Source organism: Tenacibaculum jejuense, assembly GCF_900198195.1.
Taxonomy (GTDB): domain Bacteria; phylum Bacteroidota; class Bacteroidia; order Flavobacteriales; family Flavobacteriaceae; genus Polaribacter; species Polaribacter jejuensis.
The window spans coordinates 3,824,620-3,848,059 of record NZ_LT899436.1 but is presented as its reverse complement, the minus strand read 5'-3'; the positions used below and the strand labels follow the sequence as shown (position 1 = coordinate 3,848,059).

Annotated in this window: 16 protein-coding genes; 5 read left to right on the top strand and 11 right to left on the bottom strand. The window is 31.3% G+C overall.

Annotation, left to right across the window (positions count from 1 at the left end; genetic code table 11):
- Positions 1-74 precede the first annotated feature (74 nt).
- Positions 75-1,052: a helix-turn-helix domain-containing protein gene (locus AQ1685_RS16885; protein ID WP_095074067.1), complete on the bottom strand. Its 978-nt coding sequence runs from the start codon at positions 1,050-1,052 to the stop codon at positions 75-77.
- Between the two features lie 203 nt (positions 1,053-1,255).
- Between AQ1685_RS16885 and AQ1685_RS16880 the strand changes: the two genes are divergently transcribed.
- The 4 genes from AQ1685_RS16880 (at position 1,256) to AQ1685_RS16865 (ending at position 4,739) form a co-directional block, all read left to right on the top strand.
- The gene (locus AQ1685_RS16880; RefSeq protein WP_095074065.1) at positions 1,256-1,942 is read left to right on the top strand and encodes a YjjG family noncanonical pyrimidine nucleotidase; all 687 of its coding nucleotides are present in this window, start codon (positions 1,256-1,258) and stop codon (positions 1,940-1,942) included.
- A 36-nt stretch (positions 1,943-1,978) separates the two neighbouring features.
- Complete coding sequence (locus tag AQ1685_RS16875; protein WP_157730265.1) at positions 1,979-2,527, top strand: hypothetical protein; 549 nt, start codon at positions 1,979-1,981, stop codon at positions 2,525-2,527.
- Positions 2,528-2,531: 4 nt separating this feature from the next.
- Complete coding sequence (locus AQ1685_RS16870; RefSeq protein WP_095074061.1) at positions 2,532-3,905, top strand: DUF5723 family protein; 1,374 nt, start codon at positions 2,532-2,534, stop codon at positions 3,903-3,905.
- Between the two features lie 66 nt (positions 3,906-3,971).
- Positions 3,972-4,739 carry a hypothetical protein gene (locus AQ1685_RS16865; protein WP_095074059.1) on the top strand — a complete coding sequence of 256 codons (768 nt, stop codon included), beginning with the start codon at positions 3,972-3,974 and terminating at the stop codon, positions 4,737-4,739.
- On the opposite strand, the gene AQ1685_RS16860 is transcribed toward AQ1685_RS16865, so the two are convergent.
- Positions 4,736-6,007, bottom strand: coding sequence for a replication-associated recombination protein A (locus tag AQ1685_RS16860; RefSeq protein WP_095074057.1), 1,272 nt, complete (start codon positions 6,005-6,007; stop codon positions 4,736-4,738). The two genes, AQ1685_RS16865 and AQ1685_RS16860, sit on opposite strands and share 4 nt — an antisense overlap.
- 76 nt (positions 6,008-6,083) lie before the next feature.
- On the opposite strand from AQ1685_RS16860, the gene AQ1685_RS16855 reads away from it, so the two are divergent.
- Positions 6,084-6,842, top strand: coding sequence for a rhomboid family intramembrane serine protease (locus AQ1685_RS16855; protein WP_095074055.1), 759 nt, complete (start codon positions 6,084-6,086; stop codon positions 6,840-6,842).
- A 27-nt stretch (positions 6,843-6,869) separates the two neighbouring features.
- Here the strand turns inward: AQ1685_RS16855 and AQ1685_RS16850 are convergent, their stop codons facing one another.
- From AQ1685_RS16850 to AQ1685_RS16810, 9 genes are all read right to left on the bottom strand, one after another.
- The gene (locus AQ1685_RS16850) at positions 6,870-7,511 is read right to left on the bottom strand and encodes a peroxiredoxin (RefSeq protein ID WP_095074053.1); all 642 of its coding nucleotides are present in this window, start codon (positions 7,509-7,511) and stop codon (positions 6,870-6,872) included.
- Between the two features lie 80 nt (positions 7,512-7,591).
- Positions 7,592-8,335, bottom strand: a complete 744-nt coding sequence (rlmB, locus tag AQ1685_RS16845) for a 23S rRNA (guanosine(2251)-2'-O)-methyltransferase RlmB (RefSeq protein ID WP_095074051.1) — start codon at positions 8,333-8,335, stop codon at positions 7,592-7,594.
- Between the two features lie 79 nt (positions 8,336-8,414).
- Positions 8,415-9,263, bottom strand: coding sequence for a hypothetical protein (locus AQ1685_RS16840; RefSeq protein WP_095074049.1), 849 nt, complete (start codon positions 9,261-9,263; stop codon positions 8,415-8,417).
- 19 nt (positions 9,264-9,282) lie between these two features.
- Positions 9,283-10,671 carry a RagB/SusD family nutrient uptake outer membrane protein gene (locus tag AQ1685_RS16835; RefSeq protein ID WP_095074047.1) on the bottom strand — a complete coding sequence of 463 codons (1,389 nt, stop codon included), beginning with the start codon at positions 10,669-10,671 and terminating at the stop codon, positions 9,283-9,285.
- A 4-nt stretch (positions 10,672-10,675) separates the two neighbouring features.
- Entirely contained in the window at positions 10,676-13,834 is a 3,159-nt protein-coding gene (locus tag AQ1685_RS16830) for a SusC/RagA family TonB-linked outer membrane protein (RefSeq protein ID WP_095074045.1), read from the bottom strand.
- A 162-nt stretch (positions 13,835-13,996) separates the two neighbouring features.
- Positions 13,997-15,340, bottom strand: a complete 1,344-nt coding sequence (locus AQ1685_RS16825) for a vanadium-dependent haloperoxidase (RefSeq protein ID WP_095074043.1) — start codon at positions 15,338-15,340, stop codon at positions 13,997-13,999.
- The gene (locus AQ1685_RS16820; RefSeq protein WP_095074042.1) at positions 15,330-18,575 is read right to left on the bottom strand and encodes a VCBS repeat-containing protein; all 3,246 of its coding nucleotides are present in this window, start codon (positions 18,573-18,575) and stop codon (positions 15,330-15,332) included. The genes AQ1685_RS16825 and AQ1685_RS16820 overlap by 11 nt, the downstream gene beginning before the upstream one ends.
- 73 nt (positions 18,576-18,648) lie before the next feature.
- The gene (locus AQ1685_RS16815) at positions 18,649-20,217 is read right to left on the bottom strand and encodes a RagB/SusD family nutrient uptake outer membrane protein (RefSeq protein WP_157730264.1); all 1,569 of its coding nucleotides are present in this window, start codon (positions 20,215-20,217) and stop codon (positions 18,649-18,651) included.
- A gap of 13 nt (positions 20,218-20,230) precedes the next feature.
- Positions 20,231-23,401, bottom strand: a complete 3,171-nt coding sequence (locus AQ1685_RS16810; RefSeq protein WP_095074039.1) for a SusC/RagA family TonB-linked outer membrane protein — start codon at positions 23,399-23,401, stop codon at positions 20,231-20,233.
- Positions 23,402-23,440 lie beyond the last annotated feature (39 nt).

The window sequence follows — 23,440 nt, the reverse complement described above, 5'->3', positions numbered from 1 at the left end:
TATTTTTGGAAATGTTTCTATAGTCCAGAAACATGGTTTATGCTGAATTTTGGACAAAATAAGATTAATCTGGACTAAGAATTTTGGTGTTGTAATCTAAAATCAGAAGGAGTTATTCCAGTATGCTTTTTAAAAGCATTGTAAAATGTAGACTTTGAGTTAAAACCCGATTCTAAAGCAATTGAAGTGATAGTGTAGTTTTTATAATCATCATCTAATAACAAAGCTTTAGAGAAATCTATCCTGTATGTATTAATTAAATGATTAAAATTTTGAGAAGTTTCTTCATTAATCACTTTGGACAATTGGCTACTGCTTATTTGAAGTTCGTTAGCTAGGGTTTCTAAGCTTAAAAGATTATCTAAAAAACGTCTGTTGTCTTTAATGTATGATGTAATTCGTAAAAACTTTTTAGAGGTACTTTGTTTTTCTTTTTGAGGTTTGAATGTTATTTTTTTACGGATAGATTTTCTTTCTTTTATCTGTTTTAAAACAAAAACAAGTTCATAACCTAACCAGTAGATTAAAGTAGTTGTCATGATTCTTAACGGATAATAAAAAACAATAAAATTATCGAAGTTTAAGTAGAATTTGATAGTTAAAGCTACAATCCATAAGATATAACTAATCCCAGCTAAATAAATAAAAGTGTTTAACCACTTTAAGTTATCAAAGCTTAAAATTTCTTTAAACAAATGATTTTTATATTTCAGAATATGATAACAGCAAAAAAATAAATAAAGAGAAATGATTAAGCTAGCAGCTTCTTCTATAGCCGTATACTTTTCATAGAATAAATGATAGTTCTCATTATTTATATCATTTACAAAAGACAAATAGACAACTTGTATGATGATGCTTAAAACAAAAATGGGAATAAAGACCTTTAGAACATTTAAAAAACGTCTTTTAATTTCTAAATAATTGATTAAAAAAGTATAGAATAATGGAGCTATTAAAAAATGCCAAGGAATTTGAATATACTTTAAAACAAAGAAGTTTTTTAGTAATAACCACGATTGTAAATTATTTAAAGCAATAACTAAAATCATTAAGTTGAGGTATAAAATCCCTTTGTTTTTAATTTTTTTCTGAAATAAAAAGAAATTAAAAGCAAAGCCATGAACGGCACTTATGACAAGGAATAAATTAAAAAGTTCAGTTAGTCCCAATTGCTTATTTTTAGTATTGGCAAGATATATTTTTTTAACAATTAAATTCAAGCTTCGATGATTTATATCCTTATTTTTGGTTTATGACCGGGATAGCACATATTTTCTTTGATTTAGATCATACACTCTGGGATTTTGACCAGAATTCATCATTAACATTTCAGCAAATATTTAAAGAACAGAATATTACTCTTGACTTAAATGAATTTTTAGAAGTGTATATACCTTTAAATCTTCAGTATTGGAAACTGTATAGAGAAGAAAAAATAGCTAAAGAAGAATTGCGTTACCGAAGATTGAAAGATGTTTTTGATACTTTGAATTTTAATGCAAGTGATGCATTAATAGATCAAGTTTCTGAAGATTATATAAAATATCTATCCGATTATAATTTTCTAATAGATGGAACTCTAGAAATCCTTGAATATTTAAAGCCAAAATATAAACTTCATATTATTACCAATGGCTTTAAAGAAGTTCAACATAAAAAATTAATGAAATCTGGAATTAGGGATTTTTTCGACTTAATTGTTACATCTGAAAGCGTAGGTGTAAAGAAACCAAACCCTAAAATTTTTAATTTTGCGTTAAAAGAAGTGAATTCTAAACCAGAAAATTGTATTATGGTGGGCGATAGTTTAGAAGCAGACGTAATGGGAGCTAAAAATTTAGGGATACAACCTATTTTTTATGACCCAAAACAAGAAGAAACTGTAGAGAATAATGTTTTAACTATAAGAAGCTTGTTAGAAATTAAACAATTTTTATAAGATATAAACGTTTCAAAATGAACATAATTAAGAGGTATGAGATTAATTTTTAGAGTAGTATTATGTAGTTTTTTATTGATGATGAGTTCTTGTGTAGAGGACGTAAATTTTAGTCAGGCTGAAGATTTAGAAATAACTCCTGTGGTATTAGCTTCTTTAGTGAATTCGACAATAACCCAGAATGAACTTGTTTTTGGTGGAGTTGAAATAAATAGACCAATAGAACAAACATCGCTATTTACTATTTTTAATAATGAGCAAACTAGAGATAACTTAGAACGTATTGTTTTACAGTTCGCTATTAACAATCAATTTAATAGAGGTTTTAGAATAGAGTTTTTCTTTTTAGATGGTGCTGGAAATGAGACATTAAGTCCAATTACATTAAACGTTAATCCAAATCAATCTGATTTTAATCAGGAAGAAGAAATTATACTAGCAAATGAGCCAGCTTTCACAAATACTAGAAATGTTAGAACCAGAATTGAATTGTTGCCTAGTTCAGACGGCTCAATAATAGATGTTAACGTACCTACCTCCCTAACTTTTAGATCAGCAGGAACATTATATTTCAGAGTAAACTAAACTAATGAAAAAGATTTTTATACTTTTCTTTTTAACCTTTTCAGGGTTAATTTTTGCACAGAATAAGCAAGTTTTATATGGTTTTGATAATATTCCTCAAGGATTACTATTGAATCCAGGAGCTAAAACAGACTACAAATATCATGTTGGTGTACCAGTACTGTCTGGAATTTCAGCAAGTGTAAGCACATCTGGATTTACAATAGCTGATTTGTTTCGAGAAGATAATGTTGATTTTACGACAAAATTTAATAATGTCATTAATAATCTAGATAATAACGATTATGCATATATTAATTCACAAGTAGAAGTAATTAATGCAGGATATAAACTAAATAAAAGAGATTATTTAAGTGTAGGATATTACACTGAATTCGATGCATTTTTAAAAATACCAAAAGAGTTTTTAGAACTTATTAAAGATGGAAACGCACCATTTATAAATAGAAATTTTCTTTTTTCTAATCTAGCGACAAAAGCAGATGTACTAGGAGTAATTCACGCAGGTATTACTAGAAAGTTCAATGAAAAATTTACAGCAGGAGCTAGGTTAAAGATTTATTCTGGAGCTTTAAATGTAACTTCTACAGGAAATACAGGAAGTTTTACAACACGTTTAGGAACCACTAGTCTTTATCAACACTCTTTAACAAATTTAAATGTAAATGCATATAGTTCTGGTTTATACAATGAAAATGATGAATTTGATTTAACCGCAGATGATATTACTGGGAATATTTTCTTAGGCAGTAATTTAGGTTTAGGTTTTGATATAGGATTTACTTATGCAATTGATGATCAGACCGAGATTTCAGCAAGTTTATTAGATGTAGGTTTTATTAGCTATTCAAATAAGGTAAGAAATGGAAACGTTGAAGGAGATTATACTTTTAGTGGAATAGAGTTCTTATTTGATAATTCTAATCCTGATTATTGGAGGAACCTGAATGATGAAATTAATGCAAGAATTCCAAGAAACGAAAACAGAGAATCGTACGCAGTAATGCGACCTTTAAAATTAAATTTCGGAGGAAGATACAGCTTTGGAAAATCTAGAAGAGAAGAGAACTGTTCTGATATGACTTATAATGATTATTATGACAATGCTTTAGGAGGACAAATTTTTTCTGTATTAACTCCTATCGGTCCTAGATTTGCCTTAACTGGTTTTTATGAAAGAAAATTTTCGAAACGACTCAATACAAGAATAACTTACACGGTAGATGATTTCTCTAATTCAAACATTGGTTTAGGAATTTCAGCTAATATTTGGAAAATCAATGTATATACAGCAGTAGATAATGTTTTACAATTAACAGATTTAGCTGCATCTAATAGTGCATCTTTTCAATTTGGAATCAATTTTATTTCAAGATAATTGATACGAATTCTAGCTTTAATAGCTTTTTTACTATATTGTGATGTTTGATTAATTTACCAAAAAATGAAAAAAATACTTTTACTTTTATTCATAACTACTTCTGTTTTTGCTCAAAAAAGTGTAAACGATTACAAATATGTTATTGTACCAAAACAATACAATGGTTTTAAGAAAGCAGATCAGTATCAAACAAGTTCATTGATTAAATTTTTATTAAAGAAGAACAATTTTAATGTCTTTTTTGATGATGAATCTTTACCTGCAGATTTAGTATCTGATAGATGTAAAGCGTTAACTGCAGATTTATTTAATGATTCAGGTATTTTTGTTACAAAAGTTCAAATACGATTCAAAGATTGTTTTAATAAAGAAGTATACAGTTCTAAATTTGGAAAAAGTAAATTAAAAGAGTACAAAAAAGCCTACCATAAAGCTATTAGAGAAGCTTTTAATTCAATTAAACAATTGAATTATAAATATGTTCCAAAAACTACAGAAACCATAGTAACCAAAAATATAGAAGTATCTACAGAGAGAGAAAGAAATTACAATTTGCAGAAAGAAGATAAAGTTGTAGAAGTAAAACAAACATCAGACGAATTGTATACTAATATAACTAATGTTCTGTATGCACAACCAAAAGACTATGGATATCAGTTGATAAACGATGTTCCTGAAGTTGTTTTTAAATTGTTGAAAACAAACCGTGAAAACTCGTTTATTATAAAAGACAAAAATGGAACTTTTTCTAAGAAAAGTGGAGACGTTTGGTCTGCAGAATATTACGAAAATGATAAACTGGTTACAAAGTTATTTAGGGTGAAATTTTAATAATTGTATTTATCCTTCCAGCGTTTTTTTAAGGTTTCCCTAAAGTTATTCTCTCTGGCATTATTACCAGGTTCATATAGTTTAGTATTTACGATTTCATCAGGTAAATATTCTTGATGTACAAAGTTTTCGTTGTAATTATGAGCGTATTGATAATCTTTACCATAGTCTAAATCTTTCATTAATTTAGTAGGTGCATTCCTCAGATGCAAAGGAATTGATAAATCACCAGTTTTCCTCACTAATTCTTGGGCTTTACCTATAGCCATGTAAGAAGCATTACTTTTAGCAGAGTTAGCTAAATACACTGCGCATTGGCTTAATATTATTCTAGATTCTGGATATCCTATGACAGAAACCGCTTGAAAAGTATTGTTAGCTAAAATTAAAGCAGTAGGATTTGCATTTCCTATATCTTCTGAAGCAAGAATAAGTAATCTACGAGCAATAAACTTCACATCTTCTCCTCCTTCTATCATTCTAGCCAGCCAATATACAGCAGCATTAGGGTCACTACCCCTTATAGATTTAATAAAAGCTGAGATAATATCATAATGTTGTTCACCAGTTTTGTCGTAACGAACTGTATTTTTTTGAACTTTTTCTAGAACAAGTTTATTCGTTATCTCAATTTCATCTTCAGACGAAACAAGTAATTCGAAAATATTTAAAAGCTTTCTCGCATCTCCACCAGAAATTTGTAACAAAGCATCTGTTTCAGATAGTATTATTTTCTTTTTTGATAAAATTTCATCTTTTTCAATAGCTCTTTGTAATAGAGCAATAAGATCATCTTTATCAAAAGAGTTTAAAATGTAAACTTGACATCGAGATAGGAGGGCAGGGATTACTTCAAAACTAGGGTTTTCAGTTGTTGCTCCTACCAATGTAACCCAGCCTTTTTCTACTGCACCTAGTAAAGAATCTTGTTGAGATTTACTAAACCTATGAATTTCATCAATAAATAAAATAGGATTTTTCTGAGTAAATAAACCACCACTTTTCTTTGCCTTTTCAATTACTTCTCTAACATCTTTTACACCAGAACTAATCGCACTTAATGTATAAAAAGGTCTATCTGAAACTGTAGCTATAATATTGGCTAACGTCGTTTTACCGATTCCTGGAGGTCCCCAAAATATTAATGAAGGTATAATTCCTTGTTTGATATGATTGGTTAAAATACCATTTTTACCAACTAAATGTTGCTGACTTATATAGTCGTCTAAGGTTTTCGGTCTAATTCTTTCTGCCAAAGGTGCACTCATAGAGTAAAAGTAGCAAAGATTTATGACAGATTAACAAGAAATATAAAATGGTTATCTTTTTGATGTTAAAAATCATATGGAGCCAGAAGATCAGTTTAAATTTAAGAACTATATACTAACCATACCAATACTCTTTATTTTCATTATTTGGTTTGTTTATTGGATAGAAATAAGGTTTGGTTTTAATTTTAATAGATTAGGTGTTTTACCTAGAACATTAAAAGGAATAAGAGGTGTTTTTCTATCTCATTTCATTCATAGTGATACAAAACACCTTTTTAATAATTCAGTGCCGTTAATAGTCCTCTTAATGTCGCTATTTTATTTTTATAAAGAAGTTGGAACAAAATTGTTAATTTATGGAGGACTATTAACTGGAATACTAACTTGGAGCATTGGTAGAGAAGCATATCATTTTGGTGCAAGTGGAATTGTTTATTTATTATTTAGTTTTATTTTTTTTAGCGGTATCATCAGAAAACACTTTCGATTAGTAGCTATGTCTTTAATTGTAATTTTTCTTTACGGAAGTATGATTTGGTATCTTTTTCCTATTGAAGAAGGAATATCATGGGAAGGCCATACAGCAGGTTTTATTGTCGGATTGTTTTTTGCATACAGATACAGAAATATAGGAATTGTAAAAGAAGCATTTGTATTTTCAAAAACAGAATTTGATGATATGTTTGATGAAGAAGGAAATTACAATCCACCACCTCCAGATGAAGAAATAGAGGCACATGAAGAATCTGAAATTAAAGAAATTACATACCGATATATTTATGTAGATCATAAAAATATGGTTGATGAAAATATATCTGAAGAAGAGGAATAAAAAAAGACGCTTTTAAAGCGTCTTTTTTTATTCTAAATTAGGTTGTGGAGTCATTCTTAAATAAGGTTTAATCTCCTTATATCCTTTAGGAAATAATTCAGCTATTTCTTCATTTTCAACAGCTGGAACTATAACACAATCATCACCATTTTTCCAGTTAGCAGGAGTAGCGACTTTATGATAAGTAGTTAATTGTAAAGAATCAATTACTCTTAAAAGTTCATCAAAATTTCTTCCTGTTGAAGCTGGATATACAATAATCAATTTTACTTTTTTATTAGGATCTATAATAAAAACAGATCTTACAGTAAGATTATTATCAGCATTAGGATGAATCATATCATAAAGATTTGACACTTTTTTGTCCTCATCAGCAATTATAGGAAAATTAACTGAAGTGTTTTGTGTTTCATTTATATCTTGAATCCATCCCTGATGAGATGTTAAACCATCAACACTCAACGCAACAACTTTAACTTTGCGTTTTTCAAATTCACTTTTATATTTTGCAACAGTACCTAATTCAGTAGTACAAACAGGAGTATAATCTGCAGGGTGAGAAAATAAAATTCCCCAATTATCGCCTAACCATTCATGAAAGTTGATTGTTCCTTCAGAAGTTTCTGCTGTAAAGTTTGGTGCTTCATCACCGAGTCTAATAGTGCTCATTTTAAAGATTTATAGGTTTAGTCTTAAATTTACTAAAACCTAACTAGTATTCTGTTAAATTTATATGAGCATTAAGCTAATTATTGTTTTATTCTTTGTCTAACTGTTTCATATAAGAAAGCTCCACAAGCTACAGATACATTTAATGATTGAATTTCTCCAAGTAATGGAAGTTTTGCTTTGTAATCGACCATTTTTAGAACAGAATTACTCACTCCTTTGTGTTCTGAACCCATTACTATAGCTATAGGTTGATTTAACGCTACATCATAAATTGATTCTTCTGTTTTTTCAGTAGCTGCAACGAGTTTAATATCCGCTGCTTGAAATTGAAATATAGCATCTTTAATATGATCAACCTTACAAATTGGAACTTTAAAAGCAGCTCCAGCAGATGTTTTTATAGTTTCAGCATTAACAGGAGCACTACCACTTTTTTGAATAATAATTCCATGAGCACCTGTACATTCTGCAGTTCTAATAATAGCCCCAAAATTTCTAACGTCAGAAAGTTGATCTAGAAGAATGAATAATGGAGTAGTATCAGCGTTTAAAGTTTGCTCTATCAATTCATCTAATTCATAAAACTTAATAGGAGATATTTTAGCCACTGCTCCTTGGTGATTATTATGCTTAGATAAACGATTTAATTTTTCAACAGGAACTAAACTAGTAGATATTTTATTTTTTTTGATTAGTTTTTCAAGCTCAAAATAAAGGTCACCTCTTAATCCTTTTTGTAAATATACTTTATCAATTGTAGAGTTACTTTCTATGGCTTCTATAATAGCTCTAATACCAAATATTGTTGTCGTTTGTTCCATGCTACAAAGGTATAATAACTATAATAAAAAAACCATCTCTTTAGGAGATGGTTTTATTTATTTTGAGTAAAATGAATTTTTACATTTTAACTAATCTAATTTGTACTTCTACTGGAGCTCCTCCACCAGCACATTGACCTCTAGCGTCGTCAATAAAGTTGATAACTAATTCAGAATCATCGTTAGCTGTGTAAGTAGAAGCATTAGCAGTTGAAGGTGCAAAAGCATTTCCACCACTACATCCAACACCTATATCATCGATAGGACTGAATACGATATCATCACAAATTAAACTAAATCCGATATTTACAGGACTAAAAGATCCTAAACCTGGGTAAGGAATTGAAGTAAATACACGATCAGCTACAGTAGCTCCTTGAGAAATTGTAACAACTCCATCAGTTAAAGTTGTAGAACCAAATATACCTAATACTTGAGTTTCTAAACGATAATCACCTAAGAATGTTGCTCCATTTTCGAAAGGACAGAATCTAAAGAAACTAACTTTGTTAGATAAATCTTCTTCTAATTCAGCTCCTTCTACACCATCAATATTAACTACTAAATCAGCGAAACCTGTAACAGGTACTCCTGTAAAGTTAGCATCAATTTCGATGTTAGCAATATACTCACCTGCTGGAATAACAGCTGTAGCATCATTAATTGTATAAGCTGCTGTAGTAGCAGTAGTGTTAGCAGCATCAATAGATAATGTAACTCTTCTGTCAGTATCACTTACAGTCGAAACACCAACTGATATGATAGCTGTTGCACCTGAATCTGGAACTGGGATAGTCTGATCTCCAGTAGTGAATTTAGCTAATGACTGTCCGTTATTAACATCAAATATAACATTCTCAGTAGGGTCACATCCAGCTAAAATTGTACTTGCTAATACAAGTATATATAGACTTATTTTTTTAATCATAATCTTTAAATTTTAGTTATTAGTACCCAGGGTTTTGTACCATTTCTGGGTTAGCATTAATTTCAACAGAAGGGATTGGTAATGTAAATCTCTGATCTGTAGAAGTTAATTGACATGCATTACTTAAACCACCACAATCAGCATTAGCTCTGTTTAAAGTTCTAGATAATCTCTTTAAGTCTAAGTAACGGTGACCTTCAAAAGCTAATTCAACTCTTCTTTCATCTAAAATAAAATCTAAAGCATCGTTAAGAGTAGTATATGTTGGTTGAGGTGTATCTGCACCAAAACGCGCATCTCTTAATCCTTTTATTGTTTCTTGAGAAGCAGTAAAGTTTCCAGCTCTAGCTTCAGCTTCAGCTTTGATTAAGTGCATTTCTGATACTCTAAATATTTTAAAATCAGCTAAAAATCTTTGTGATGTACCAGGGTATTTATTAATTAAGTGTACGTTAGCAGCAGGATCACTTTCTGCAACATTTAAGTTTGTAGAAAATCTGATATCAGCTGGGTCTAAAAGATTAAAAAATGAATTAGACATTTCTATGAATGGGTTACCACTACCAAAGTGCCAGATACCACCAATAGTACCATCTCCATTAACTCTAGCAGCTTTAAATATAACTTCAGTATTATCTTGATCTAAGAACATTGCTCTATACTGAGCTTGATCTGCTAAAGGATAATCAGCTATTAATTGATTAGCTAAAGTTAAAGCTGTTGCATATTCACCAGAGAATAAAGCAATTCTTGCTCTTAAAGCAGTGATGAAATCCTCAGTAATAAACCTATTATCTGTTTGACTTGCATCAATAAGACCAGAAGATCTTACTAAATCAGCTTCAATAGCAGCTAGTACTTCTGAAACAGTATTACGAGGTAAATTCTCTACAGTTACTGGAAAATCTACTGCTGGTACAGATAATCCGTTAGGATCTGAGTAATCTGGAGTATAGTATTGGTATAATCCAAAATGAGCAAAAGCACGTAAAGCATAAGCTTGAGCTAAAATGTTATTCACCTCTTGTTCTCTACCTGTTCTGTCTATAATATCAGCAGCTTGAATAACTCTAGAAGCTCTGTTGATAATTGTATATCTATTTTGCCAAATAGTTTGAGCTACACCTACATTGGGAGTTAGTACCCATGAGTGTAAGTTAACTTCTTGTCCACCACTATCTTTACCAACTTTAGTGTTGTCACTAAAAATTGAGTTGAATCGTATAGATTGTGTATCTACGAAAGAATAAGTAGCATTTAAAGCATTTTGTAAATCATCAACCGATTGGAAAGCTACATCTGGTAATATAGCATCGTTTGGTATAACGTCTAGTTTTTCTTCACAAGATGTAAGAAAAAGCGATGAAACTAAAAGTGCTCCACCAAATATTTTTTTAAGTATTTTCATTTTATTAAAGTTTTAAATCAACACCTAATGTTACGATACGTGAGTTAGGGAATGAGAAGAAATCATTAGCTTGAAAAGGATCAAATTCAGGATCGAAACCTCTCCATTTTGTCCAAGTTAATAAGTTTTCTCCTTGTAAATATAATTTCACTGAACTAAAAGGACTTTTCTTAATTAAAGAGTTCGTTAATTCATATCCAATTGCAACATTCTTTAATCTTATATACGATGCATCTTCAAGATATCTTGTAGTTGCTAAGTTTCTTATAGAACCCGTATTTAATGCAGGGATACCAGTAATATCTCCTGGCTGTTGCCAAGCACCTAATAAATCAGAAGTAACATTGATGATATTTAATAAAGTTGGATCTTCAGCAACTCCTAAAGTACCATTATTTCTATATACTTCAGCTGCAAATGTAAATTGAGCATCTAAAGAAAACCCTTTATGATAGAAAGAAGTATTGAATCCACCCTGGTATTTAGGAATAGTAGACTTACCAGTAAATACTCTGTTAGCATCACTAAACTGTTCTGTTAAATTCCCATCTCTATCTAAATAAAGTGGACTACCATTAGCTGGATTAACACCAGCCCATCTTACCATATAGTATTCGTTAAAAGCGTGACCTACTGCTTCAGGTGAAAATTGAGTATCATCTAATATAATCTCTCCGTTAGCGTTAGCTTCAATACCATTTAATTCTGTAATTAAGTTTTCGTTGTAAGAACCATTAACACCAACAGACCAAACTGTATTTTCGTTTTGAATTAACTTATAATTTAAGATAGCTTCAATACCTTGGTTTTGCATAGTTCCAACATTATCGTTTATTACAGAAAATGTAGATAAGTTAGTTGCTGGTCTTTGAGCAAATAAGTCAGTTGTAATATTTTTATAAACATCAAAACTACCAGTTAATTTATTTTGTAATAATCTAAAATCAACACCAATGTTTGCCTTTGCAGTTTCTTCCCACTTGATATTTCTATTACCTAGCTGAGTAGGAGCTAAACCAACACTACCGTTGTATCCTCCAACAGCACCAAATTGATCAAAAGGAACATCTAATCCTGCATAGTATCCACCACCTAATCTGTCGTTACCAGTGATACCGTAACTACCTCTTAATTTAATATCATTTACAAAATCAGAAGGATCAAATAAAGACTTTGTTAAATTTACAAAACCTCCAACAGACCAGAATATACCAAAACGATTGTCTCCTTGGAAACGAGAAGAACCATCACGACGGATAGTAAAATCAGCTCCAGCAATCTTGTCATAGTCATAAGTAGCCTTACCAATTAAAGAAAACTGAGATACGATGAATTTACGAGAAAATAAAGTCGGAATATAGAAAAAGTCAGGTTCACCATTACCATCTGGATCTTCAGTAGTATTACCAGCAACAAACCCAGCGCCAACACCTTCTAAACCAGGTGTTAAACCAACTTGGTCGAATCCGAAATCATTAAACTCAGCATAATTAAATTCTGTAATACCTAATACAGAGTAGTTATGTTTTTCTCCAATAGTATCATCATAACTTAATCTTAAATCAGTAATCATTCTTGTATCTCTAGCGAAATCTTGCCTTTGTCTACCAGTAAACTGTGCATCTGGATTACCTCTAACATCTTCACTAACTCTAGATCCTCTAATACTATTAGTTGGCTCTAATCTAAAACGGCTCTCTTCGATCATATCAAGACCAAATCCAACGTGAGCTCTAAACTTATCAGTGATATTGTAATCAGCACTTAACGCACCAGTAATTCTTAATTCAGTATCTCTATCTATATCAAATCTAGCAACGTTTTGAATGATATAAGGAGTATTTAAGAAGCCTCCACTGTTGTTAGGATCAGTATCACCAACTACATTTAATGAACCATCTGCATTATATGCAGGTAAATAAGGCTTAGAAACGAATGGTCCTAAGAAAGGATTACTTAATGAACCACTTGTACCTCCAGTTCCAATACCACCAGCAATATCAGATCTACTAAATCCAATACCTATACTTGAATTGAAAGTAAACTTATCTGTTTTGTAAGTCGTGTTATTTCTAACAGTCATTCTTTGTAACTTAGATCTTAGAGTAATACCTTCTTGCTCAAAGTAACCTAATGAAGTATAAGAAGTAATGTTATCAGATCCAGTTGATAACGATATATCATGAGAGTTGAAGTTACCAACTCTTAATAAGATATCAGTCCAATCAGTATTTGTTTGTGAAGCAGTTGCAATTTGAGCATCTGTAAGTGGTATAGCTGGAGAACCAGGAGTTCTAACAGGAAGTCCCGTAACTGAACCAACGAAAGGGTTGTAATTACCAGCACCAGTACCTACACCTGCTATTCTTTCAATTTCTAAAATTTCTCTAGAATTCGCTAAAGAAAAGTTTGGATCTGGCTTAAATGTAAAACCACTTCTTCCAGAATAACGAATTTGTAATTTTTGACCAGACTTACCTTTCTTGGTAGTAATAACGATAACACCACCAGTTGCTCTGTTACCATAAATAGCTGTAGCAGATGCATCTTTTAAAACACTTACCGAAGCGATATCGTTTTGGTTGATAGATCTAAAGTTGTCTTCATCTACAGGTACACCGTCTACGATAAATAAAGGCTCAGAGTTACCTGATAAAGAGTTGATACCTCTTAATAAGATAACACTATTTCCACCTGGCTGACCATTACCAGTAGAAATATTTAAACCTGGAGACTGAGATTGTAATGCTTGTACTAAAGATGCTGTAGGTCTTCCTTCTACATCTTCTGCACTCAATACAGTAACAGAAGAAGAAACAGTTTCTCTACTTTCAGTACCGTAACCAGTTACTACAACTTCTTCAAGAACATTATCTCCTTCCATAGTGAAACTGATATTGTTTGAAGAACCAACAACTTTCTCTACGGTTTTCATACCAACAAAACTAAAAACTAAAACATCTCCTGTTTTTGCTTTAATTGAGTACTTTCCATCAAAGTCAGTTTCAGTACCAGAAGTGGTACCTTTTTTTAATACACTAACTCCAGGTAATGGCCCGGTTTCATCCGAAACAGTTCCTGAAATTGTTCTGTCTTGCGCAAACGAAATTTGCACAACCAACGCCAAAAGGAGCGTTAAAATCCCATTAAACTTTGTTTTCATTGTATAATTGTTTGAATTAATCAATCGCTAAAATCTTAATTTTATCTTAAATAAACAATTTTTTAACATAAAAAACCAAATAAGATTGAACAAAGTAAACCTGAGTTAATGGATTAATATTATAAAATCAATGTGTTGTTCTTACTGTTGAAAATATCATAATTATGGTTGATAACTATAACTTATTTTTGTTTTATGGTGTTCTGACATAAGTATTCCTTGACTTAAACCTAATTCTATTGCGGATTTATAATGTATACCTCCGTAAAGTCTACTTATGGCAGCTTCTTTTGCAGCACTTCTAAATGAAGAGAATTTTCTCGCCGGAAGTCCAAAAGGAACTTCAGTAGTATCTAAAAAGTTGAAGTTGTCACCAAAAATTAAAGTCAATGTTTCTGAGGCCGCTCCAGAAACAACAGAGTGACCACTAGTATATTCTGGGAATGGAGGTGTTTGTAATATTGGCTCCCATGTTTCATCAATGTATTTATTGATTAATGTTTCAGGTCTAACTAAATTGCTTCTGTATTTTTCATCCCAACAACTAATAAATGCATCTGCAATTGAAATAGAAGTTCTAGTATGAGCATAAATTGTTTTATAAAAATCTGCATTATCTTTTTTGCAAGCAATTTTACAAATCCCCATCCAATGTGCACCTGGTGTTATTTTTTTTGAGGCAAACATAAAATGTCCTTTGTTTACTGAAACATAAGGGTTGCAATCCCAAAATCTAGCTATTTCTATTTCTTCGGAAGAATCCCCTTTTTGTATAATTTGTTGTCCAGTTTTATAAACATGAATTAGTTCTTTATAAAAAGGACTATTTTTTTCTAAAGAAAATTTAGGAGGTGGTATTGGTTTAAATTGAGATGCAGAATCTAAAGTGAATGGTCGTATTTTATTCCAATGAGGCTCTATGGCATCCATGTAAGCTGGTGGAGTAGGTTTCCATTGTGAAGGATCATCAGTATTACCATTATGTTCTGGATATGTTCTCGTTTGTGAATAATTATCTTTATTCATCCATTCTAAAATTTGTTTAGAATATTGAGTAGCATATTCCTTGGATTTTTTAAATATTGTTGGGTTTGTTTCTTTCCAGATCTTATATAAACTATCCTTGTAAACTTCTAATTTATCTTTTGAAAAAATTAATTCTTTTGAAACTTGTATATGAGCAATTAATGAAGCTAATTTTTTGTTTACATTATCCGTTTTTTCTGGATTTTTTAATTTTAATCCATTTAATTGTCCTGATAAAGATTTATATTTTTTACTACCTCCATTAAGCGCTTCATAAGCTGCAATATTAGGGTACGCATATATTCTGCTTGCAACAGGTGGAGAGAATACATCATGAATCATAATTTCTGTTATTCTATCTACAAGGTGATTGTAATCTTCAGAAGAAATTTTGATTTCGTTAGCTTCTCTTTTGCAAGAAACACATATAAAGATGGCTGCTAGTAGTGTAAAAACGAAATTTGAATGATTATTTCTCATTAATGATAAAAGATTGAATTTGGTTGTTATTGGGTAATATTAGTAGTACTTTTTTATCTTTAAATTTTATGACTTCAGCTTTTCTTACTTCGGAATCTAAAGGAGGGATACCTAGTTTTGATGCCTGAGAAAAGTTATTGCTATCAGATAATAGTAATCCTTTAAGATTTTCATATCCGCCGTGATAAGTATTTACACTTTTAGAATTGCCTAAAAATAAAAGATGTTCTTTTTGCTCTAAACTTAGGTTTACTGTCGTATTCACAGGTGATAATTGAAATGGTTTTGCTAGCTTTTTAAAACTAGAAAAATTACCATTATCATTTATTAAATAACCTGTAGATAATGTATTTATCGTGTATTTAGTAGCTTTAGAGAGTTGTTCTTTTGTTAAAATATCTTCTATAGTTTTTAAAGCATAATCTTTATAGTTTACAAATCTTTTCTTTATGATATTCATTTGTGAGGCTAATTCATCTTTAGAATATATTGGATAATACTTATTCTCTAATTTGTATGCGATTACAGTTTCCTTTTTTCCATTAGAATCAAAGTCTGAATGATACATTACTATAGGATCAGAATTTTCAGTACTAAATTTTGTATTCTCTCCCCAATTACCTAAGATTAAATCTTTGTCTCCATCTTTATCGATATCAAAAGCATTAACGGTTTGCCACAAACCATTTAAATTACTCAGTTTGTTTTCTTCCGTTAGTTTTCCATTTGAATTAATAAATATTTTTGGTTGATCCCATTCTGTAGTTACTACTAAATCTTTTACAGTATCATTATTAAGGTCTATCCATAGCGCATCTGTTACATGCGATAAAATTGAGAAGTTTGTGTCAATTTTAAATTGTCCTTCACCATCATTTTTTAATAAATAAGAAGTTACTTTTTCGCCATAATCATCAGGGTTAGATCTGTTGCCTACAAATAAGTCAGTATCTCCATCTTGATCATAGTCATATGCTTTTATGCAGGCAGTAATGTTTTTGTTTAAGGGTATTGAATTAGATTTTGTGAAGTTATTCTTTGTATTGAGATATAATCGATCAATTTCGTTTGATTTGTTTCTATTTTGATGAATTCCTGAACCTACATACAAGTCTAAATCTCCATCATTATCCGCATCAAAAAAAGTAGCGCAAACATCTTCATAATTGATGTCTTCATTAAACACATTTATGTCTTTTTTTGATAATTTGACACCATCATTCAGGTATAAAGCAGCGGCTTTACCTGAACCGTTGCCGATAAATAAATCATCAAATCCATTTTTGTCAATGTCAGCAACAGCTATAGCAGGACCTGTAGTTGAAACTTTGAATGGAATTAATCTTTCAACATGAAAATCATTATATTTATCTTCATCATGTTTAAAGTCAATAATTTCTTTAGTAGGCTTAAATATTTTTTCAGTTTCAGTTGTATTAGCTATACAATTCTTACTTTTTTCTTCATTATATTTTATTAGCAATTCTTTATTGATACTTATATCTTTAATTGTTTGTTTGGTGTTGTTAGGCCAAATTATTTCAATAGAATCTACCTTTTTTATTGTGTCTAATCCAAAGTGAAGTTTATTACTAACTGAAGATAAAAATCCTCTTGAGTTAAATAATTGTTTTAATTGTTTAGTTTGTTTCTGATATAATATAGCTTTTACTCCTATAGCATTTTTATTCTCACTCTTGTAGTCAAAGTTTAATGAGATGTAGTTTTTGTTTTTTGTGGTATTTTCATATATGAAAGCCTCTTCGTTAATGTTGTTTGTAACTAAATCTAAATCGCCATCTAAATCTAAATCTGAATAAATAGCACCATTTGATAACGAAGGTGTATTGTCAATCCATGAAGTATTTTCATTCTTAAATTGTTTTGAATTACCTCGGAATATTTGATTAGGAACTTTTCCTGAAGGCATTTCTTTTAAAGCTTCTAAAAGCCATTGATCTTTAGATTTGTTTCTGCTTCTGTATTTGTAGTTGCTTGAAACATACATTTTAAAATCTAAATTATTAGGTCTTTTGATGATACCATTTGATATGAATAAATCTTGATTTCCATCATTGTCAAAATCAGCTATTAACGGACTCCAACTCCAATCTGTATTTGCTACATTATTATAAAGTGCTTCTTCATGAAAATAAGCTCCGAAATTATTAATCTGTAGCATGTTTCTAGAATATTGATCTTGATAACCAAGGTTTTGTAGTTGAATTTGTACGTTCAACATGGTGTCGTCACCTTCAGATTCTTTTAAAGCTCTTTCGTCTTTAGGTAACATATCTAAGGTAATTAAATCTTGGAAGCCGTCTCCATTTAAATCTGCAGCATCACTACCCATAGAAAACCTACTAATAGTTGAAAAGTTTTTAGCTAATGCTTCTGTAAAAGAGCCATCTTTATTGTTAATATAGTAATAGTCATCTTCGTGGAAGTCGTTACAAACATAAATGTCATCCCAACCATCATTATTAAAGTCAGCTATAGAGGCACTAAGTCCATAACCATTTACACCTCCATAAATATTGGCTTTTTCGCTACTGTCTTCAAATTTATTATTCTTATTCTCTAAAAGAACATCACCAGTTAAATCGGTTCTTTTAGCTCTCAAAAAAGCGGGGCCATGTGAATTTTTTGTATGAACAGCATGATTTACTATATATACATCTAAATCCTCGTCTTTATCATAATCAAAGAAATAAGCTTGAGTAGAATACCCTTTATAGTCTAAGTTATATTCTTTTGATTTTTCTGTAAATGTATTATCGCCATTGTTAATGTAAAGTTCGTTGTGTCCTTTAAAATCCAATAATCCAGAAACAGCACAAACATATATATCTAAAAAACCATCATTATTTATATCGATAGTTGTTACACCAGTTTGCCAGTCAGCTTTTCCTTTTACGCCAGCTTTTTCAGAAATATCTTCGAAATTTAAATTGCCTTTATTTATATATAATTTGTTTTCGCCTTTGTTTGATACAAAATAAAGATCATCTAAATTATCATTATTGAAATCACCAACGCTAACTCCGGCGCCATTGTAGTAATATAGGTAACTAATGATATTTTCCTTCAAGTTGTCCTTGATCTTATTGTTAAATGTAACACCAGTTCTTTTTGAAGAGAGTTTATTGAATAAAAAATTTTGTTCGCTTTTTGTTTCTTGTTTTTTACAGAAAACAAGTGTAAAAAGAAGACATAGAAGAGGAATTCTTTTCATTTTATAATCCAGAAATGTTTTAAACAAAAAAATGGGGTTACAAAAGTAACCCCATTAACTTATTGATATTAAATTAGTTTTGAGTTCCAGGAGCGTTGAAATCACTTTCAAAAGCTGGTACTGGCCAATACTCTAAATAATTATAGTTGATAGTTGCATTGTTGTATATAGGAGTATAAGTTCCGTCTGTAACACCTACTACCCAAGCACCTGTTCTTGATCCAGATGCAATTCCATAACGTCTTGCGTCATAGAAAGCTACTGACCTTAAGATTAGACCTAATCTTCTTTCTTTACGAATTTCTTCTAAAGCTTGTGCTTCAGTTAATCCAGTACCTACTGTTGCAGGTAAACCTGAATTTTGGAAAGTTCTTGCAGCGTCTAAGTTACTTAGACCACCTTCAATGTCTCCTGTTCTAACTTTAGCTTCAGCTAAGAATAATTGGTTCTCTTCATATGTTCCAGCATAATACATAGTAACGTTACCTGGAGTAGTAGAAGCGATTGGAGTTTCACTTTTCCAGAAATAGTTACTACCATATTGCCATCCTCTTCCTCTTGGGTTAGGGAAAACGTCTGCCTCAAAATATAAATCTAAACGGTTATCTCCCATGTTGATATCTTGAATTAAACGTGGGCTTGGGAAATACCAAGATCCAGTAACTCTACCAGGTAACCATGCGTCATTAACCCATGTAGCTTCAGATTTCATAATGAAAGCATTATCATTACTAGAAACTCCAGAGTTACACCATGTGATTACATTATTCCAGTCGGCAGAAGTCATAGCTGTTACACTAGTGCTATAAACTAAGTTTCTTGCTTTTAATGTATTAGAATTTTCTCTCATAGAAGCGATATCTAATACTAAGCCAACGATATCTAATTGCATTGCTTCTAAAGCAGAGTTAAACTCTCCAATATTAGTAACACCAGCAATTACAGTATCTAACTCTCCTAATAAACGGTTAGATTCAGCAATAATATCAGTATTAGGAACATAGTTGTTATTAGTAGAACCAAATGAATCTACTATTAAACCTTCTTCATATAATAAACCAATTCTATTGTAAGAATATGCTTTCCACCATAAAGCCCATGCTTTGATAGCAGCTATTTCACTTGGAGAAGCATCAACTTCGTCTGCAATACTTAATATTAAGTTGGTTTGTCCTATAGCATCATAACCTGAAGCCCATTCATATTGAGTTGGGTTATCTGATCCAGCAGCTCTTGTATTTCTAATGTTAATTTCAACTGGTTGATCGCCTCCTTCTGGTGGAGTAATTCTCTGAGTTGGAGGAATAGTGATTCCTGCTGGAGGAGGATTAAGAACATTGTTGTCTAAATCTATTGAAGATGTTTGGTTTACCCATCTACCTCCAAAGTTACCCCAAGGCATTACTAAATTGTCTCCCATTGTTTCATGGTAACCATATCCAAACCATAAATATGGAAAGTTAAATGGTTCGTATAAACCCTGTCCGAAAGAGTACATTGTTGAAGGGATTTTTAAATCGTCTGCAACAGGTAGATTTGGATTAACTGGGTCAATGTTGGTTTCTAAAAGATTATCTTGACAAGACATAATCATACCTGAAACCAATAGGAATAATATTGCTTTAAATTGTATTTTTTTCATCGTTTTAAGTTTTTTAGAAAGTTACTTTTAAACCTAAATTATAACTCTTAGTGTTTGGATGAGTAAATTCATCAAAACCTCTTTGGAATGGATTTCCAAAATTTCTCGCAGCTTCAGGATCTAAACCAGTATAGTCAGTAATTGTAACTAAGTTTCTACCAGATAATGTTAATGTAATATCTTGTACATTCTTAAATTTAACTAAATCGTTTAATTTAAATTTGAAACTTACATTACGTAATCTAATAAATGAAGCATCTTCAATAAAGTGAGATGTTGGTACGTTTGTGTTATATAAACCAGTGTAGTAAGATACGAAAGCTCCAGTTCTATCTACTCCACTTGGGTCTTCGATAGTTACAGGTACAGAAGTTTCTTGGTGTAAACCATTGTTATATAACCATTGTTTTGCTCTGTTATAAACATCCATTCCTTGGAACCAATCTACTTGAGTAGAAATTTCGAAGAATTTATTGATTTTGAAATCATTAAAGAAAGACATAACAAAGTCTGGTTGAGTACTACCTCCAGCAGTTTTCTCTTGCGTGAATACTGGCTTACCAGTGTTTTTATTTACAACATAACCTGTGCTAGCAACAGTAAAGTTATTAGCATCTGCAGCAGGAATGATTAAGTTTCCTTGAGAATCCTCTTGGTCAATACTTCTTACAATATCAAACACAGAGAAAGAACCAATTTCTTGACCTTCTTCTAAAGTAAAGAAATCTCCTACAACCAATGCTTGACCATTAGCTATACGATCTAAAACAGTTGTAGATTTTGTGAATCTTGTTCCGAAATTCCAGCTAAAGTTATCGCTTTCATAAACACCAAGGTCTAAACTGAAGTCGAAACCATCACTTGATAAATCATAAGCATTAGTTCTAATTTGAGGAGCACCTGTCGATGGAGCTAACTCAGCAATAGAGATTGCACCTTCAGTTTCGTTAGTAAAGTAGTTTACACTACCTCTAAGATTTGTGAACCAGTTCTTGTTGTTAGTCTTAATACTGTAGTCAAGACCAACTTCTAATTCTGTATTAACAGCAGGAGCTAAACTTGTGTTACCTATAGTTGTTTGACTAAAAATAGGAGCTTCGTTACCAATAGTAACAACGTCAAAAGCTTCTAAGTTACTACCAAACGGAGGCTGAATACCAGCTTGTCCCCATGCAGCTCTAATTTTAAGTTGTTGTAAAGGATCACTTTCAATAACATCAGCAATGTTGAAATATCCATTGAATCTTCCAAAAGTTCCAGTTACATCATTACCAAATCTACTAGATACGTCACTTCTGAAACCACCACCGATTCCGAATAAACCGTCATAAAAGTCTAATTTTTGGTTTACTAAAATACCATAAGTTCTAAATGGAACAAAAGTAGCGTTACCAATAGAGTTTAATGTTTTAGTTTTACTTTGGTTTATTGTAAATGATCCAAAACCAGTAAAAGGGTTATCTGTACCTTGAACAGAAGTAGAAGAAGCTTCTTCATCTCTCCAGTCAAATGTAATTGATGTTGTAGATTCTAAAGGTAAACCTTCTTTTAATTCAAATTTTAAGTTAGCATTTGCTAATAAGTTTTGGAAAAAGAAGTTTGTGTTAGTCTCAGTTAAGATACCAGAATTATTAGTGATTTGATCAGCTTGTTGGTGATCATCTTCTCTATTCTGGAAAAAGTTGAAAGTTTGACTATACGTATCAAAACCATACTTTAAATTAACATTTAAGAAATCAAATGGATCATAATTTAAAGTGAAATTCGTAATTGTTCTGCTAATCTCATCTTGTCTAACTTGAGCATCTCTAAAGAAAAACGGGTTAGTAGAGTTAGGATCAGTAGCATCAGGAGCAACTACTAAGTCTCCATCAGAATTTCTTACATTTAAATTTACGTGAGGTAAATTTTGATATACACCATTGATTAAGTTATTATCAGCAGCTGCGTCAGTGTCTGTACCAGTTGTGTTTCTACTTGAAATATAATCAATTCTTGTATCGAAGTTTAACTTATCAGATAACTTAATACCTAATTTTAAACGAGAGTTATATCTAACATAGTCTCCATTAATTAAAACACTTTCATTTTCAGTTCTACTACCAGAAGCTAAATAAGTGATGTTTTCGCTACCACCAGAAACAGTAGCGCCATATGTAGTATTGAATGCAGTATTAAATAATTCATCAACTGCATCAAAAGTTTGTTCAGCATAAGGGATGTTGTTAATACCTTCAGCACCTAATTGTGTTCCGTTAACATCAACTATATTGATTGCAACAGGTAAGAACTGTGATTCAGCATTTAATTGAGTTACTCTTGTTCCAGTACCATCAACTAAAAAACCATTAGTGTCAGTTTGATATCTATGTAAACGAGTTCTTCTTGCGTCTTCGTTAGAGATTACGTTAGAAAAACCAACGCTAGTATTTAAAGTTACTCTAGGAGCGCCTGATTTTCCTTTTTTAGTGATGATGTTAATTACACCATTCGCACCCTGTGCACCGTAAATTGTAGCACCAGAAGCACCAGTTACAACTTCGACTCTAGCTACGTTAGAAAAATCAATATCAGCTAAACGCGAACTTAAGTTAGAAGCACCACCAATAGATGAACTTCCAGTATCTACAGCTAATCCATCAATTAATACAAGAGGATTAGTTCCTTGTAAACTCGCAATAGATCTTAATACGATATCTTGTTGTTGACCAGGTTGACCTGAATTAGACTGGATAATAGCTCCTGCTACTTTACCTTGTAAAGCTTGTTCTACAGAAGGTGTACCTAAGTCAGCTAATTTCTCTGCATTTACAGAAGAAACACTAACCCCTAATTTTTTTCTAGAAGTTCCTGTAGCTACCCCAGTTACTACAACTTCATCTAAAACACTTGAGTCTTCGCTTAAAATAGCATTAACAGTGCTTCCACTACCAACTACTTTTTCAATAGATTTCATACCAACAAAACTGAAAACAAGAACATCACCAGTTTTGGCCTTAATAACATACTTACCATCAAAGTCTGTCTCAGTTCCTATTTTAGTTCCTTTTTTAATAACACTAACTCCTGGTAGTGGTTCAGAACCATCTGTAACCTTACCGGAAATAGTCTTGTCTTGTGCATAGGAAACATGCACAAGCAACGCCAGAATCAGCGTCAAAATTCCATTAAATTTTGTTTTCATTATGTAATTATTTGAATTAATGTGTGCTAAAATCTTAAA

Bases quoted from the DNA above. Each gene is read 5' to 3' on its own strand.
- AQ1685_RS16840 (WP_095074049.1), bottom strand. From the start codon at position 9,263: ATGATTAAAAAAATAAGTCTATATATACTTGTATTAGCAAGTACAATT.
- AQ1685_RS16830 (WP_095074045.1), bottom strand. From the start codon at position 13,834: ATGAAAACAAAGTTTAATGGGATTTTAACGCTCCTTTTGGCGTTGGTT.
- AQ1685_RS16870 (WP_095074061.1), top strand. From the start codon at position 2,532: ATGAAAAAGATTTTTATACTTTTCTTTTTAACCTTTTCAGGGTTAATT.
- AQ1685_RS16815 (WP_157730264.1), bottom strand. From the start codon at position 20,217: ATGAAAAAAATACAATTTAAAGCAATATTATTCCTATTGGTTTCAGGT.
- AQ1685_RS16825 (WP_095074043.1), bottom strand. From the start codon at position 15,340: ATGAGAAATAATCATTCAAATTTCGTTTTTACACTACTAGCAGCCATC.
- AQ1685_RS16810 (WP_095074039.1), bottom strand. From the start codon at position 23,401: ATGAAAACAAAATTTAATGGAATTTTGACGCTGATTCTGGCGTTGCTT.
- AQ1685_RS16820 (WP_095074042.1), bottom strand. From the start codon at position 18,575: ATGAAAAGAATTCCTCTTCTATGTCTTCTTTTTACACTTGTTTTCTGT.
- AQ1685_RS16875 (WP_157730265.1), top strand. From the start codon at position 1,979: ATGAGATTAATTTTTAGAGTAGTATTATGTAGTTTTTTATTGATGATG.
- AQ1685_RS16865 (WP_095074059.1), top strand. From the start codon at position 3,972: ATGAAAAAAATACTTTTACTTTTATTCATAACTACTTCTGTTTTTGCT.
- AQ1685_RS16880 (WP_095074065.1), top strand. From the start codon at position 1,256: ATGACCGGGATAGCACATATTTTCTTTGATTTAGATCATACACTCTGG.
- AQ1685_RS16835 (WP_095074047.1), bottom strand. From the start codon at position 10,671: ATGAAAATACTTAAAAAAATATTTGGTGGAGCACTTTTAGTTTCATCG.
- AQ1685_RS16860 (WP_095074057.1), bottom strand. From the start codon at position 6,007: ATGAGTGCACCTTTGGCAGAAAGAATTAGACCGAAAACCTTAGACGAC.
- AQ1685_RS16885 (WP_095074067.1), bottom strand. From the start codon at position 1,052: ATGATTTTAGTTATTGCTTTAAATAATTTACAATCGTGGTTATTACTA.
- rlmB (WP_095074051.1), bottom strand. From the start codon at position 8,335: ATGGAACAAACGACAACAATATTTGGTATTAGAGCTATTATAGAAGCC.
- AQ1685_RS16850 (WP_095074053.1), bottom strand. From the start codon at position 7,511: ATGAGCACTATTAGACTCGGTGATGAAGCACCAAACTTTACAGCAGAA.
- AQ1685_RS16855 (WP_095074055.1), top strand. From the start codon at position 6,084: ATGGAGCCAGAAGATCAGTTTAAATTTAAGAACTATATACTAACCATA.